Consider the following 15,785-nt stretch of genomic DNA (forward strand, 5'->3'; position numbering starts at 1 on the left):
CCTGAACTGACTCAAGTGTGGGTAGTTTGAAAAATGAGATTGACCGGGAAATCCCCCAGCGCGGCGCTGACCAGCAGCTCCCTGTGATTTGTGACTGTGACGCCGGAAAAAAGTCCCTTCAGATTCTCGCCAGGGACGGTGAACGGCAACTTGACCCGGGTATCGCCCCACTGCGGCGCGTGGACCCGTGGCTCGGCACTGTTTTCCAGCAGTTCGGCACAACGTATCGGCACAATCACGATGGCGCGTTTTCCCTCCCGTTCACGGATAAAACCCAGCACTCGATGGGCCTGGCTGCCCACCACTTCAAGGGCCTGGTAGGTGCCACGCCGAAACAGCTCGGCGTGCTCGGCACGCAAACCCAGGGTGCGCACAATCAAGGCCTGCTTGATGCGCCCGTCACGCCAGTTCGCCAGTAGATCGGGCAGATCCGCAGGTTGCTGCATCGCCTGCTGGCGACTGGCGTAATCCACCGGTCGACGGTTGTCCGGATCGACCAGGCTGAAGTCCCAGAACTCATTGCCCTGATAAAGGTCCGGCACGCCGGGCACGGTCATGCGCAGCAAGGTTTGCGCCAAGCCATTGAGCGCGCCGGGGGCGGCGATCGACCGGGCAGCCTTGGCCAGAGCCGTACGCAACAGCACAGCTTCGGGGCCAAGCAGCAGGCGTTGGATGAAATCCTCGGTCGCTTGCTCATAAGCGTCATTCGGCGCGCTCCAGCTGCTTTGCAGTTTGGCTTCGCGCAAGGCTTTGCGCTGCCACTGCCAGAGGCGTTTTGCGTAGTCCTCCAGCGACGATGGATGATCGCTACCCAATTCCAGCGGCCAACTGCCGAGAATCGCTTGATACAGGATCAACTCATCACCGGCCGAAGGCGCTTGATCGTCACTGCGCAATGGCCGGGCGAGGGCGCGCCACAGGCTGACCTGGTCGGCATACCAGCTATTGCGTTCGCTCAAGACCGCCAGCCGCGCCCGCGTATCTTCGCCACGCTTGTGGTCATGGGTGGCGCTGGCCAGCAGATTGTCCGGGAAGCTGTGCAGACGCTCGATGCAGGCGCGATGAAAGTCGGCAACCGGCGCACTGAACTGCCCGGTGTTGAACCCTACGTCATTGCGCGAGAGCAGGACGGCCGAACGATAGAGCGCGGTGTCTTCCACCGCTTTCGCCGCGGCTGGCGAGGTCAGTTGCTGGAAACGTACGCAGGCATGCTTGAGACGTTTGCGCGTGCGACCGGCCGGGCGTTGTCGCCAGGGTTCACCGCCGAGCCAGCCGGCCAGGCAGTCGAGCACCGGCCAGTCTGCCTCGCCCAGGGTCTGGCGGGCGCCGTCCACGGCCTGCTGGAAAAACACCTCGTCCTGGGCTGAACGGCCACGGGGGCTGATGTAGGTGCGGTACACCGGGAAATGCACGATCAACGCCTGCAAGGCCCGGCGAATGGCGCCGAGGGTCAGGTCGCGGCTCATGAGGTTGTCCCGTGCCACTTGCAGCAAGGCCTGGGCGACGCTTTCGAAATCCCCGGCCAGGGAACCATTGAGGATCTGCTGGCGCGCCAGTTGCGCCTCGAGGGTGAAGTCGGCGGTGCGTTCACTGTGACGTTGCCAGCGTTCGGCCAGTGCCTGCGCACCCCGGGGATCGTGTTGCAGCAGTGACAACTGGTTCATGAACTCGTAGCCGGTGGTGCCATCCACCGACCAATCGCGATGGAGGGTTTCGTTTTCGCCAAGGATCTTTTCGACATAGATGGGCAGGTGGCGCCCCCTGGACAGACTGTCGACCCGGCGTCGCAGTTTTCGACAGTAGCCCCGCGGGTCGGCAAGCCCGTCGATATGGTCGATGCGCAACCCGTCGATCAGCCCTTCAGCCACCAGTTGAAAGATTTTCCCGTGGGTGGCTTCGAACACCGCGGGACGCTCGACGCGCAGTCCACCGAGCTCATTGATATCGAAGAAGCGCCGCCAGTTGATGTCATCGGCGGCAGTGCGCCAACTGGCCAGGCGATAGCTCTGGCGTTCCAGCAGGTTGTGCAGGCGCTGGAAGCCTTCGTCGGTCAGTGAGTCGTAGTTTTTCAGGTGCCGCTCAATCGCTTGGGCAATGGCCGGGTCGTTGATGAGGTCGCGTAGTTCTGCCTTCAGTGGCATGGCCAGGCCGTGGGCATCGGTCTGGTAGCTCAGGGTGCTGAAACGATCGGCCAGGGACTTGAGCTGTTCGGCCTGTTGCGTCTGCAGAGGCGCATCGACCTTGAGCAATTCGCTGTAATCCCGGGGGCAAATGGGGAAGCGGTGTTCGTAGTGCTCGACATGAAAGCTGCCGTGCCAGGCATCGAAGCGCAGGGGCAGGGTGCCGTCCTGCAACGCGACGCCGTAGTCACTGCCGAGAAACGGCAGGAGTAACTGGCCCTCCATCAACGGGTCGGGTGAGTGCCACTGGATATCGAAAAACTCACCGTAGGGGCTCAGGCGTCCCCACTCCAGCAAATCCAGCCACCAGGGATTGTCACTGCCGCCGACCGCCATGTGGTTGGAGACGATGTCGAGGATCAAGCCCATGTTCTGCGCACGCAACGCGCTGACCAGGCCGCGCAGCGCAACCTCGCCGCCCAGTTCCGGGTTGACCCGGGTCGGGTCCACCACGTCGTAGCCATGCATCGACCCGGCGCGAGCACGAAGCAGCGGCGAGGCATAGATATGGCTGATGCCGAGGCGGGCGAAATACGGCACCAGCGGCACGGCATCTTCGAGCGTGAAGCCTTTGTGAAATTGCAGGCGCAAGGTGGCGCGCAGTGGTCGGGTCGGCACCTGGGTCATCGATCACGCTCGGCCGCCTGGAGTCGCGCGCAGGCGAGCAGCTCCAGGCGTCGTGCGGCATCCGCGCCATCGAGCAGGACTTCGCTGTAACCGGGCAAGCGCCGCGACCAGTTGGGGTGGGTGTCAAGGGTGCCGGGCAGGTTGGCCTGTTGCTCCACGCCAAGGGCATCTTCCAGCGGCAACAGCACCAGGGGTGCCCGGGTATGACCGAGAAAACGCACGCTGGCGTCGAGTACCTGGTCGGTTTCGTGGGACTCTTCGCGAAAGTTCTGCGGGTCCTGACTCAACGCCCGGCGCAGGCCTTCGCGCTCACGTTCACGGTGTTGGCGCCATTCGATTTCACCGCTGGCATCGACCATGCCGAGCCGGGCGTTCCAGTCGATATCACGACCATGCCACCAGCCGTTGAGGGTGGGCAGGTCATGGGTGCTGGTGGTCGCCAGGGCGTTGTCGGGCCAGTCGAGGATCGGCTTGAAGTACGTGTTGTCCTGTTCGAACAGCAATACCCGCATGCCTAGCATCGAGCGGGCGATGAGTTTTTCCCGCAGGCCGTCCGGCACGGTGCCGAGGTCTTCGCCGAGGACGATGGCCTGGTGACGATGGGATTCCAGGGTCAACAGGCGCAGCAGATCGTCCACTGGGTAATACAGATAGGCGCCATCGGTCGGCGGCGAGCCGTTGGGGATCACCCACAAACGCTGCAAACCCATGACGTGATCGATGCGCAAGCCACCGCAATGGGCGAAATTGGCCCGCAGCATTTCGATGAAGGCACGGAAACCATTGCGCACCAGGCCTTCGGGGGAAAACGCGGAAATCCCCCAGCCCTGACCGCTGCGGTTGAGAATGTCCGGCGGCGCACCGACGGTGAGGGAGGCGAGCAGTTCGTCCTGGCGACTCCAGGCCTGGCTGCCACCGCCATCGGCGCCAACGGCCAGATCGGCGATCAGGCCGATGCTCATGCCGCTGGCACGGGCAGTGGTTTGCGCGCGCTCCAGGCAGCGTGTGATCAGCCACTGACAGAAGGCAAAGAAACCGATGCGCCCGGCGTTTTCTTCGGCGAATGCCGCCAGTTCGGCACTGCGCGGGTCGCGCCAGGGTTCGGGCCACTGCCGCCAATCGAGGTCTTCGCCGCGGGCGGCGCGAGCTTCCTGGATGGCTTCGAAGCGACAGTGATTTTCCAGCGCTTCGCCAGCGGCGTGACGAAAACTGCTGAAATCTTCGTGCAGCGGATGTTCACCCTGGACGAAGCCTTCGTACAGCGACTGCAGTAACCGGTACTTGGCTTCGGCGGCGGCCGGCCAGTCGATCAACGGGCGCTCTTCCAGTGCCTTGAGTTCAATGGCCAGGCCGGTGGCGTCAATGGCGGTTCGCAATGCGCGTTCGCCGAGAATGGTGCCGGGGGCGCAATAAAGGCAGTTGAGAAACAAACGGCTGGACGGCGAATACGGGCTGTAGCGTTGGGTGTCACTGGAAAACATCGCATGCAACGGGCTGATCGCCAGCGCCTCGGCGCCACGCTCACCGGCGACCCGGGCGAGGTCCTCCAGCGCCTGGGTGTCACCAAATCCGCCATCGCCGGGGCGGCGCAATCCATAGAGCTGCACGCTCAGGCCCCAGGCACGCGGGATCGGGTTGTCCACGGCGTCGGCCACGCTGTAGCAACGAGGCGGGGCCACCGCCAGGGTGAACGTTTGCCCTTCGATGCTGACCTGTTGATAGCCGACTGGCACCAGTCCTGGCAGCACTGAGTTGGCGTCCAGTTTCAGGGCGAGCCGCGAACCGTCCTCGAGGTGGATTTCGCAAGGGGTTTGGGGCTCGAAATAGCGCACCAGGTCCAGGCCTGCACCCACATCGACGGTCATCAATGGTGGCAGGTGCGAGGTCTGTTGCGCCGCCTGCAATTCCAACAGGCTGGCATCGATTTCCTGGGCACTGCCGGCCGGGTGGCCAAGGCTGGTCAGCACGTTGCGCAACACCGAAGGCGCAACTTTTTGCGCACGGCCGTTGGCGTCGATCCAGTCGACCGCGAGACCGGCACGGCTGGCCAGGATTTCCAGTTGCGCATCACTCATGGACGCTCTCCACATGGGGTTGCAAAAGGGCTGCGGCGGTGAGGCTGACGAGCGCGCAATAGGGGGCGAGGGTGCCTTGTTCCAGCAGCCCGGCACTCTGTGGCGGATATTCGAACAACAACGTGGCAGCGGACTGTGAGGCGTGGGCTACGGGACTGGCGCTGAGGTTCAAGTCAATGCGCAGTTGACTGCCGTCGCCCAGGCGCCAGGCCGCACTGATCGCGCCTGCGCCCAGCACGTCGGCGCCCAATGCCTGGGCGCCGGGCAGGTGCGGGATGAGGCGTCGGTGACGGATCTGCAACAGTCGCCAATACAGGTCATGCAACTCGCAGTGGCCGGTCGGCGGCAGGACAGGGCGGGACGCTGCAAACGTCTGCGGATCGTTCGGGTCCGGAATGCGATCGCGCCGGTCCGGGTCGGCAAAGGCGCTGAACGCCGCGAACTCGTTGCGCCGGCCGTCACGAACCTGTTTGGCCAATTCACTGTGATGGCTGGTGAAAAACAGGAAGGGCTGCGGGGCGGCAAACTCGTCGCCCATGAACAGCAGCGGGATCATCGGCGACAACAGCAGCAACACCGTGGCGGCCCGCAATGCTTGCGGGTGGGCAAGTTGGTGCAGGCGCTCGCCGAAGGCCCGGTTGCCGATCTGGTCATGGTTCTGCAAAAACAGGATGAAGGCTGTGGGCGGCAGATGCCCGCTGGGTTCGCCACGCGCCACGCCATGGCGGTTGATATGGCCCTGGAAGACGAAACCCTGGCTCAGGCAGCGTGCAAGCTGTTCGGTAGGGTTTTGCGCGTAGTCGGCGTAATAGGCCTCGGTTTCACCGGTGAGCAATACATGCAGGGCGTTGTGGCCGTCGTCATTCCATTGCGCGTCGTAATCGTGTTCGAGCAGGCTGGCGCGGTTGTGTTCGTTCTCTACCATCAGCCAGACGTGACGCGCCGGTCCCGTCTGCTGGCGTACCCGCCGGGCCAGTTCCTGGAGGAAATCCGGGTCTTCGATGGCGTGTACCGCGTCCAGGCGCAAACCGTCGAAACGGTACTCCAGCAGCCACATCAAGGCGTTTTCGATGAAAAAGTCCCGTACTTCGCGACGTCGGAAATCGATGGCCGCGCCCCATGGCGTGTGTTTGTCTTTGCGAAAAAAACCTTTGGCATAACGATGCAGGTAATTGCCGTGCGGACCGAAGTGGTTGTAGACCACGTCGAGAATCACCGCCAGCCCATGGCCGTGGGCGGTATCGATCAAGTGCTTGAGCTGCTCGGGGGAGCCATATGAAGCCTGGGGCGCGTAGGGCAGGGCGCCGTCGTAACCCCAATTGCGCTCACCGGGAAACTGCGCGATGGGCATCAGCTCGATCGCACTGACGCCCAATTCGACCAGCCGCGCCAGATGCCGCTCGACGGCACTGAAGCCGCCGAGCGCACCGACATGCAACTCGTAGATCACCGCCTCGTTCCATGGCCGTCCCAGCCAGGTACTGTGTTGCCACGCATAGGCCAGCGGATCGACCACCACGCTGTGCCGGTCAATATCGCCTGCCTGGGCGCGGGATGCCGGGTCGGGGACTTCCAGTTCGCCGTCGATGCTGTAGCGGTAACGCGTACCTGCCGGGCATCGGGTGCTGATCACGAACCAGCCGTCGGCCTGGGGCAGTAAGGGCAAGGACTGTCCATTTTCCAGTTCGACACTGACGTAAAACGCATCTGGCGCCCACAACGCGAATCGCGTGTGCTCTGCGTCCAGCATGATTGCGCCGTGGGGCCAGGTCTCAAGGGTCCGTAACGGCATCTTGAAAGCCTCTTACTGTTTGTTCGATTTCCCCAACGCTCTCGCCACAAGCTGTTCGTAGAGTTCGGCGTAGGGTTCGACCGCCTTGCACCAGTTGAACGGTGCTGCCATGGCCCGGCAGCGCATGGCGTGCAGCAGGTCGGGGTAGGCGAACACCTTGAACGCGCGGCTCAGGGCCTCTTGATAGCTCTGCACCGTGGATTCATCGAAGAGGAAGCCGGTCACGCCGTTTTCGATGGTGTCGGCCAGGCCACCGGTGTTGCGTGCCACCGGCAACGAACCGAAGCGCTGGGCGTACATCTGGCTCAGGCCGCATGGCTCGTAACGCGAAGGCATCAGCAGGAAATCGCTGCCGGCGAACATGCGCCGGGCGTCGGTTTCGTTGAAGCCAATGCGCGCGCCGATCTGCCCGGGGAAGCGCAGGGCCAGTTCGCGCATCGACTGTTCTTCTTCCGGCTCGCCACGGCCAATGATCGCGATCTGGCCACCGGATTTGACGATGAACTCGGAGACCGCCTCGGTGAGGTCCAGGCCTTTCTGATAAACCAGTCGCGAAACGACCGCAAACAGCGGGCCCTCGGAATCCTCCAGGCCAAACAGCTCGCGGACATGGGCGGCGTTGACCGCCTTGCCATCCCAGTCGCCGATGTCGAACGGGCAGAACAGGTGCGGGTCGGTCGCCGCATCCCAGCTTTCATCGATACCGTTGGGGATCCCGCTGAGCAGGCCTTGCTGAGTCTTGGCGGCAAGAAAACCGTCGAGACCGCAGCCAAAGTCCGGGGTGGTGATTTCCTGGGCGTAGGTCGCGCTGACCGTGGTGATGTGGCTCGAATAGGCCATGCCGGCCTTGAGGAACGACATCTTGCCGTAGAATTCCATGCCTTCCTGTTGCAGCGCGTGATGGGGGATGCCCAGTTCGGGGCACGAGCCCAGGCTGGTCACGCCTTGATAAGCCAGGTTGTGAATGGTGAACAGCGTCGGCGTGCGCTGCCCGCGCCAGTGCATATAGGCCGGGGCCAGGCCGGCTGGCCAGTCGTGGGCATGCACCAGGTCCGGGCACCAGTGGATTTGCGCAAGATTGGCGGCTATATCGGCAGCCGCCAGGCCCAGGCGGGCGAAACGGATGTGGTTGTCCGGCCAGTCGCGGCCGTTGTTGGCGCCGTAGGGCGAACCTTCACGCTCGTAGAGTTCGGGGCAGATCAACACATAAATGACCAGGCCATCGGGCATGTCCATGCGCCCGATCTTGCACGGTGGCAGCGCGGCATGGCCGCCGAGTTCGCCGATGATATGGATTGGATTTTCGCTGTGCAGCACCTGCGGGTAACCCGGGATCAACACCCGCACATCGTGCAGATGAGCCATGGCCCGTGGCAGCGCCGCGGAAACGTCGCCCAGGCCACCGGTTTTCACCAGGTCGGCCAATTCCGAAGTGACGAACAAGACTTTCTTGCGGTTTGGATTCCGGTTGGCTGCCGGGGTCTGCATCCTGGTGCCTGGAACGTTGACGGGGTGGGTGTTGGCGGCAGTTACGGCGCTCGATTCGCCGAGCTGATGAGCACGCTCTCCCTGTATTTCCAAAGCCGTACTGATCATATGAATCTCCCGTGTTGTTGATCTAATTCTCAGGTCTGGCAAACGGTGTTCCATGGCCAATACATGTGGCCGCGCGCAATCGCGCTACGCATCAGTGAGCAAGCGCTGCCCAATGCGCTGAAGCAGAATGGGTGAATGAGCCGTTGCAAAGATTGCACCAGTCGTAACGCACCTTCTTCTCAGAGGACCGATCGGGATTGGAAAAAGTTTCGACTGTTTTTCCACTTTGTGACTGACCGGTTTCGCTTCGAGAAAATGAGTCTAGGCCAGAACTTAGAGCGGTAAAGGCCGGATGGCAAAATTGTTCGACAATCGGTTTGTAGCGGTACGGACGTGCCTGATCGGGGTGCGAACGCCCCGACGAAGTGCAGGTTTTTTTGCGTTTCGGCCTCAAAAAGTCACGGGGCAGTCACATAAATGTGCGACGTGTTCTGGCGCTGATGCACTATTGCGGTGCATGCCTGGACAGTCCCGGATTTGGCTGAACCACTGCCTTACTGCCCGCCTTGATGCCTTGTTATAGTTCGGGCCTCATTTATTGCCCGCAAAAGGATCACTGGCATGTCTCGGTACAGCGCGTTCAACGTCGAACTGGTCGATAAAATCGCCCATGTGCAGATCAACCGCCCGGAGAAGATCAACTCGATGAACGCCGCGTTCTGGAGCGAGATCGTCGAGATTTTCCAGTGGATCGACGAGACCGATGAAGTGCGCGTGGTGGTCCTGAGCGGGGCCGGCAAGCATTTCTCCTCGGGCATCGACCTGATGATGCTGGCCGGCGTGGCCAATGAACTGGGCAAGGACGTGGGGCGCAATGCGCGCCTGTTGCGGCGCAAGATCCTCACCCTGCAAGCGTCGTTCAATGCCGTCGATAACTGCCGCAAACCGGTGCTGGCGGCCATTCAGGGATACTGCCTGGGTGGCGCCATCGACCTGATTGCCGCGTGCGACATGCGTTATGCCGCCGAGGACGCACAGTTTTCGATCAAGGAAATCGACATCGGCATGGCCGCCGACGTCGGCACGTTGCAACGCTTGCCGCGGATCATTGGTGACGGCATGCTGCGTGAACTGGCTTACACTGGTCGCACCTTCGGCGCCGACGAAGCGCGGGGCATGGGCCTGGTCAATCGCGTCTACAGCGATAACGCCAGCCTGATTGACGGCGTCATGGGCATTGCCCGGGAAATCGCCGGCAAGTCGCCGATTGCCGTCACCGGTACCAAAGAGATGATCAGCTACATGCGTGACCATCGCATTGATGACGGCCTCGAATACATCGCCACCTGGAACGCCGCCATGCTGCAATCCACCGATTTGCGCGTGGCCATGGCTGCCCATATGAGCAAACAGAAACCCGAATTTCTGGATTGATTACCCATGATTCCTCGCTGGACCACTGCAGTACTGGACACCGATCAACCCGGCGGCTGGGCCGTTGCACGCAGCCCCGAGGGCTTTCTGTTCGATGACAATGGCGCGCTGTTTGCGCGGGAATGGCTCAAGCGCCAGGACCTGCCGATTCTCGCCGAGCATGGCATCGGTCATCTCGATGGCGAACCGGTCTACCTGCTGGAGCTGCGCAGCCAAAGCGAGGTGCCGGGCTGCAACTGGAAAGGCCTGCGGGCGTTCATGCTGGAGGGCGATCACACGGTCTACAAGGTGCTCGGTTACGCCGCGCAGATCGGCACCTGGGCCCGCGAGCACCGCTTTTGCGGCAATTGCGGGCAGGCGACCCACCAGGTGGTGCGTGAGCGGGCGATGTACTGCGAGCCGTGCGACTTGCGTTATTACCCGCGCATTTCCCCGAGCATGATCGTGCTGGTCACCCGCGGCGACGAGATTCTGCTGGGGCGTTCGCCGCGTTTTGTGCCTGGGGTCTACAGCACCCTGGCCGGGTTTGCCGAACCGGGCGAATCGGCCGAGGACTGCCTGATCCGCGAGGTGCGCGAAGAGGTGAGCATCGAGGTCCGGAACATCCAGTACATGGGCAGTCAGTGCTGGCCGTTCCCGCACTCGATGATGCTCGGCTTTCATGCCGAATATGCTGGAGGCGAGATCGTCTGTCAGGAAGACGAGATCGAGGACGCCCAGTGGTTCAACGTGCACGAGCTGCCGCCGTTGCCGGCGTCCCGCTCGATTGCCCGTTACCTCATCGACGTCTACGTGGCGCGGCGCTTAGGCCACGCTGAACCAGTGCTGCCAGGCTAGACGCACGGTCAGGCCCAACACCACGGTGATGAACACCGGACGAATGAATTTCGCGCCGCCGCTGATGGCGGTGCGGGCGCCGAAGAATGCGCCGACCATCAACGACGAGCCCATGCACAGGCCGATGATCCAGTCCACCTGACCGGAAAAGATGAAGATCGACAGCGCCGCCACGTTGCTGACGAAGTTCATGCTGCGCGCCACACCGCTGGCCTTGACCAGGTCGATGGGGTACAGCAGCAGGCTGCTCACGGTCCAGAATGCGCCCGTACCGGGACCGGCCACGCCGTCATAAAAACCGAGGCTGAAGCCTTGGGTCGACTGCCACGTTTTCTTGATCGGTGCCTCGATGTCCAGCGGCGCTTTGGGTGTGCCGCCAAACAACAGGTAAACGCCACAGGCGAAGACGATCACCGGCAGCATTTTGTTCAGCCATTCCGCCGGCAGATAGTGGGCGACAACGGCGCCGGTCAGCGCGCCAACCAGGGTGCCGACGATGGCGTGCACCCATTGCGCGGGATGGAACAGCTTGCGTCGGTAGAAGGTGAAGCTGGCGACGGCCGAACCGAAGGTCGAACTGAGCTTGTTGGTGCCCAGCACCAGGTGCGGTGGCAGGCCGGCAGTCAGCAGGGCCGGCGTGGTCAACAGTCCACCGCCACCGGCGATGGCGTCGATGAAACCGGCAACAAAAGCGACAAGGGCCAGGATGGCCAGGGTGGAGAGGTCAACGCTGAGTTCGAAAGGCATGGGATCGGCTTATTCGGCGGGTGTAGAAAGAGGCTGCGGGGAAGGGGCGACATATTACCGGCCTGAACACCACAAAACCATTGTGGGAGCGAGCAAGCTCGCTCCCACAGGGATCAGCGTCAGGTCAGATTACAGGCCAAGATCCGACAACCCCGGATGATCGTCGGGACGACGCCCCAGCGGCCAGCGGTACTTGCGCTCGCTTTCCTTGATCGGCATGTCGTTGATGCTGGCGAAGCGGCGGGCCATCAGGCCGTCCTCGTTGAACTCCCAGTTTTCGTTGCCGTAGGAGCGGAACCAGTTGCCCGAGTCGTCGTGCCATTCATAGGCATACCGCACGGCGATGCGGTTGTCGGTAAAGGCCCAGAGTTCCTTGATCAGTCGATAATCCAGCTCCTTGGCCCATTTGCGGGTCAGGAAAGCCTTGGCTTCTTCGCGGTTGTGGGCGAACTCGGCGCGATTGCGCCATTGGGTGTCCAGGGTGTAGGCCAGGGACACGCGCTCGGGGTCGCGGGAGTTCCAGCCGTCTTCAGCCAGGCGAATTTTTTCAATGGCCGATTCACGGGTGAAGGGAGGCAATGGTGGACGAACTTCGGGATTAGACATTTCAAGTCTCCGTATCAAGTTAAAGTCAAACAACAGTCGAGCTTGATTAAGTTGCTACAGGTCCAATAACTTTCGCGCCATGCATTGCGCATTATCGGCGGCACTGTGATCACCCATTACAAGCGCCACGGTAATGGCACCATCGATCAGGATCAGCAGCTGTCTGGCCAGCATCTGCGGATCCTCGGCGCCATGTTCGGTACACAGCTCGCACAGGTAGTCGAGCAGTTTCTGTTTATGGTCTTTGGCGACCAGGCGCACCGGGTCTTGCGGGTCGCCGGTTTCGCCACTGGTATTGATGAAGGCGCAGCCGCGAAAGCCTTCGCTGGCGAACCACGACTTGAGCACGGTAAACAGGTTGAGCAGGCGTTCGGCCGGGGTTTGTGCCTGGTCGACTGCGCCCTTGTACCAGTGCATCCAGCGCTGGTCGCGGCGTTGCAGGGCGGCCACGACCAGTTCGTCCTTGTTGGCGAAGTAGCGGTAGACGCTTTTTCTGGAGACGCCGGCGGTCTTCACCAGAAGATCCATGCCAGTGGCGGCTATGCCACTTTTGTAGATCAACTTTTCGGTGACATCCAGAATGATGTCGCGTGTTTCACTGTTAGTAATTTCGTTCATGCTTTTCACAGTAGAATGATCGTTCTCCATGGTCAATCGGTTTTTGTGGTGTTTGACAAATGGTCTTCGCGAGCAGGCTCGCTCCCACAGGGGAATGCAGTTCTATGTGGGAGCGAGCCTGCTCGCGAAGGGGACATTACAGACAGTAACAAGACCCAAAGCATTCGATGGTGTAAGCTCTCGGGTTCTTCGGATTCGACCCATTGCGAGCCCTATGCCGTCGCTTTTCAAACGCTCCCTGCTGCCCAAACTGCGCAGTTTCCCGCTGAAGGCCGATGCCTTCAGCATCCTCTCTGGCGCTGCCGAATTCCGTCGTTGCCTGCTGGAGAAAATCGCCAGCGCGACCCGGCGCATCTACATCGTTGCGCTGTACCTGCAACAGGATGAAGCCGGCCAGGAAATCCTCGATGCCTTGCACGCGGCCAAGCTGGCGCGTCCGGAACTGGACGTGGTGGTCGTCGTCGATTGGTTGCGCGCCCAGCGCGGCCTGATCGGTGCCGGCAAGCAACCGGGCAACTCGGCCTGGTATCAGGAAATGACCCGTACCCACGAAAGTGTCGTGCCGATCTATGGCGTACCGGTACAGACCCGCGAACTGTTTGGCGTGTTGCACCTCAAAGGCTTTGTGATCGATGACTGCGTGATCTACAGCGGCGCGAGCCTGAACAACGTCTATCTGCACAAGTTCGACAAGTACCGCTACGACCGCTATCACCTGCTGCACAATGGCGAACTGGCCGATTCGATGCAGCACCTGGTGCAGCACGGCCTGGTGGCTTCCAAGGCAGTGCATCGCCTCGACCTGCCGAACCTGCCGACCACCCGCAGCCTGCGCAATGACATCGGCGACCTGCGCAGCCGCCTCAAGCACGCGGCGTACGACACCACACTGGGCTCCACCGACAGGGCGGGGTTGTCAGTCAGCCCGTTGCTCGGCGTCGGCAAGAACAATCCGCTGAACCGGGTGATTTGCGAACTGATCGCCAGCGCCCAGCAGCAACTGACCATTTGCACACCGTACTTCAACTTGCCGCTGGCGATCATCCGCGAGATCAACCGCGCACTGGCCCGTGGGGTGAAGATCGACATTGTGGTCGGTGACAAGACGGCCAACGACTTCTACATTCCACCGAGCGAACCGTTCCGGGTTATTTCGGCGTTGCCATACCTGTACGAAATCAGCTTGCGCCGGTTCGCCAAGCGCCATCAGCACAACATCGACAGCGGCCAGTTGAACCTGCATTTGTGGCGTGACGGCGACAATACCTATCACCTCAAGGGCATGTGGATCGACCGGCGCTATACCTTGCTGACCGGCAACAACCTCAACCCGCGGGCGTTTCGACTCGATCTTGAAAACGCCTTGTTGATCGATGATCCCCATGGCGAACTGCTGGAGCCGCGTCGCCATGAGCTTGCAGAGATCTTCCAGCACACCCGTCGTATCGAGCACTTCCAGAACCTGGAAACCCTTGCCGAATACCCGTTGGGCGTGGCCAAGTTCCTCAAGCGCGTGAGTGGTGTGCGAATCGAGCGATTGCTTTACCGCATCCTCTGAAGCCAGCTCCCTGTCGGAGCGGGTGCCCGCTTGCGGCATGCTCGCGATGGACTCGAGAGCGCCGCGTTCAACCAGTAAGCCCGCGTTATCGTTAACGACCATCGCGAGCGTGCTCGCTCCTACAGGAATCAGCGTCAGGCGGGCGGTTTCAGCTAATATCCCCCCCACTCGAACAAGAACAGGGCTTGCCGCGATCCATGTCGGAAAAAGACACCATCTCCATTCAACTGGTGCGCGAAGCACTGTTGCAAAGCTGCGCGCCAGGAATCGCCACGAATGAGGTGTTGAGCAAGGTCGGTATCGACCCGATGCTATTGGGCAGCACCGACGCCCGTGTTCCCGCCACGGCTTATGCGCGCCTGTGGCGGTTGTTGGCTCGGCGTGGGGATGATGAGTTCTTTGGCATGGACCCACGTAAACTCAAATCCGGCAGCTTCGCGTTCCTGTGTCGCAGCGCCATGCTCCAGCCCAACGTGGCGGCGGGTGTGGCCAGCGGCCTGGGCTTTCTGTCGTTGATCCTCGAACACCTGCCGGCGCAATTGGTGCGTCAGCAAAGCCTGGCGGAAATCGTCCTGTTGGAGGACGACAACGATCCGCGCCGGGCTTTCACCTATTTCACCTACTGGATGATCGTCCACGGCGTTGCCTGCTGGCTGGCAGGACGGCGGATTCCGATCCTGGCGATTGAACTGCGTTGTGCGCAGCCGGATTTCTGCGATGACTATCAGGTGATGTTTTCCGAGAACCTGCGTTTCGACCGCCCGCGCACGCGGATGATTTTCTCCGCCGATTACCTCGATTTGCCGATCAAGCGCAGCCCCGAGGAGCTCAAGCGATTCCTGGCCCATGCGCCGGCGAACATTCTGGTGAAATACCGCGATCCCGAGAGCCTGGCCGTTCGCATCAAACACGATCTGCGCCACCTGCCGGCCGAACACTGGCCGGAAACCGAAGCCCTGGCGCAACGCCTGTGCATGTCGGCTTCAACCTTGCGCCGGCGACTGGCCGAAGAAGGGCAAACCTATCAAGGTCTCAAGGACGGCGTGCGCAAGGAACTGGCGATCGTCTGGTTGGCCGAACCCGCGATCAGCTTCAGTGAAATCGCCACGCGGCTGGGGTTTGCCGACGTCAGTTCGTTCTACAAGGCGTTTCGCAAGTGGTCGGGGTCGAATCCGGGGCATTACCGTAGCCTGATTCTCGATGACACCGAGTAGGTTCAGCGGCGCTACAGCCCATTCTTCGCAGTCGTTCAGCGGCTGCCAGTGATCGGTCCCGGCAGATTGAGCGTGCCACTGTCGACGAAACGCATGGTGTTGAATATCCCACCCGAGAGCTTGCCGCGCAGGACATATGGCATGTTGTTGAGCGTTCTCATCTGGCTGATGCCATAGGTCTGGCGGACCACCGAAAACGCCGAAACGCTGACCGGCACGCTCACGACGACGTCGGAGAAGCGCCCGATCGAGCCCCTCTCGTTGGTGACGCCGGAGGCGAATGGCTGGCCGTTGATATCCAGATCCAAAGCGACGCCGCTATAGGTGAGGTCGGTGTCATTGGGGTTCTGCACGCGGATGCTCACGGAAAAGCGCACTTCCATGCCTTCGCCTCGCAGGGGCTCTATACCCACGACGTTGATTTTCAACGGGTCTCGATTGGGCAGCGAGGAACAGGCGCTCAAGCAGAGCAGGAGGGAAATCAGGACCGCGTGGATGCTGCGCATGGACGTGCTCTCATCTGAAAAAGGGCTGAACCGCCAGCGACTCAGCCCTTGAGCC

At 61.5% G+C, this 15,785-nt stretch carries 12 protein-coding genes; 4 read left to right on the forward strand and 8 right to left on the reverse strand.

Annotation, left to right across the window (positions count from 1 at the left end):
* Positions 1-11 precede the first annotated feature (11 nt).
* Genes CAG47_RS12860 through glgA form a run of 4 tightly spaced genes read right to left on the reverse strand, consistent with a single transcriptional unit; the run spans position 12 to position 8,270 of the window.
* Complete coding sequence (locus CAG47_RS12860; RefSeq protein WP_085725232.1) at positions 12-2,807, reverse strand: malto-oligosyltrehalose synthase; 2,796 nt, start codon at positions 2,805-2,807, stop codon at positions 12-14.
* Entirely contained in the window at positions 2,804-4,882 is a 2,079-nt protein-coding gene (gene malQ, locus CAG47_RS12865) for a 4-alpha-glucanotransferase (RefSeq protein ID WP_085725233.1), read from the reverse strand. Before malQ ends, CAG47_RS12860 begins: the two co-directional genes overlap by 4 nt.
* Positions 4,875-6,674 (reverse strand): malto-oligosyltrehalose trehalohydrolase, encoded by a 1,800-nt coding sequence (gene treZ / locus CAG47_RS12870; RefSeq protein ID WP_085725234.1) that lies wholly within the window; start codon positions 6,672-6,674, stop codon positions 4,875-4,877. Before treZ ends, malQ begins: the two co-directional genes overlap by 8 nt.
* Before the next feature lie 12 nt (positions 6,675-6,686).
* Positions 6,687-8,270, reverse strand: a complete 1,584-nt coding sequence (glgA, locus tag CAG47_RS12875) for a glycogen synthase GlgA (protein ID WP_085725235.1) — start codon at positions 8,268-8,270, stop codon at positions 6,687-6,689.
* Between the two features lie 561 nt (positions 8,271-8,831).
* On the opposite strand from glgA, the gene CAG47_RS12880 reads away from it, so the two are divergent.
* Both CAG47_RS12880 and nudC read left to right on the forward strand, forming a co-directional pair.
* On the forward strand, positions 8,832-9,644 hold the full coding sequence (locus CAG47_RS12880; RefSeq protein ID WP_085725236.1) for a crotonase/enoyl-CoA hydratase family protein: 813 nt from the start codon (positions 8,832-8,834) through the stop codon (positions 9,642-9,644).
* 6 nt (positions 9,645-9,650) lie between these two features.
* Positions 9,651-10,481 (forward strand): NAD(+) diphosphatase, encoded by an 831-nt coding sequence (nudC, locus tag CAG47_RS12885; protein WP_085725237.1) that lies wholly within the window; start codon positions 9,651-9,653, stop codon positions 10,479-10,481.
* On the opposite strand, the gene CAG47_RS12890 is transcribed toward nudC, so the two are convergent.
* The 3 genes from CAG47_RS12890 to CAG47_RS12900 form a co-directional block, all read right to left on the reverse strand.
* Positions 10,449-11,228 carry a TSUP family transporter gene (locus CAG47_RS12890; RefSeq protein ID WP_085725238.1) on the reverse strand — a complete coding sequence of 260 codons (780 nt, stop codon included), beginning with the start codon at positions 11,226-11,228 and terminating at the stop codon, positions 10,449-10,451. The genes nudC and CAG47_RS12890 overlap by 33 nt on opposite strands.
* Before the next feature lie 129 nt (positions 11,229-11,357).
* Positions 11,358-11,834, reverse strand: coding sequence for a nuclear transport factor 2 family protein (locus CAG47_RS12895; protein ID WP_085725239.1), 477 nt, complete (start codon positions 11,832-11,834; stop codon positions 11,358-11,360).
* Positions 11,835-11,888: 54 nt separating this feature from the next.
* Positions 11,889-12,452, reverse strand: coding sequence for a TetR/AcrR family transcriptional regulator (locus CAG47_RS12900; protein WP_085725240.1), 564 nt, complete (start codon positions 12,450-12,452; stop codon positions 11,889-11,891).
* 214 nt (positions 12,453-12,666) lie between these two features.
* Between CAG47_RS12900 and pssA the strand changes: the two genes are divergently transcribed.
* Both pssA and CAG47_RS12910 read left to right on the forward strand, forming a co-directional pair.
* Positions 12,667-14,010, forward strand: a complete 1,344-nt coding sequence (pssA, locus tag CAG47_RS12905) for a CDP-diacylglycerol--serine O-phosphatidyltransferase (RefSeq protein ID WP_085725241.1) — start codon at positions 12,667-12,669, stop codon at positions 14,008-14,010.
* Positions 14,011-14,207: 197 nt separating this feature from the next.
* Positions 14,208-15,224: an AraC family transcriptional regulator gene (locus CAG47_RS12910; protein WP_085725242.1), complete on the forward strand. Its 1,017-nt coding sequence runs from the start codon at positions 14,208-14,210 to the stop codon at positions 15,222-15,224.
* A 35-nt stretch (positions 15,225-15,259) separates the two neighbouring features.
* Here the strand turns inward: CAG47_RS12910 and CAG47_RS12915 are convergent, their stop codons facing one another.
* On the reverse strand, positions 15,260-15,730 hold the full coding sequence (locus CAG47_RS12915; protein ID WP_085725243.1) for an LEA type 2 family protein: 471 nt from the start codon (positions 15,728-15,730) through the stop codon (positions 15,260-15,262).
* Between the last annotated feature and the right edge of the window lie 55 nt (positions 15,731-15,785).

It is taken from the genome of Pseudomonas sp. R37(2017), from assembly GCF_002113375.1.
Lineage (GTDB): Bacteria > Pseudomonadota > Gammaproteobacteria > Pseudomonadales > Pseudomonadaceae > Aquipseudomonas.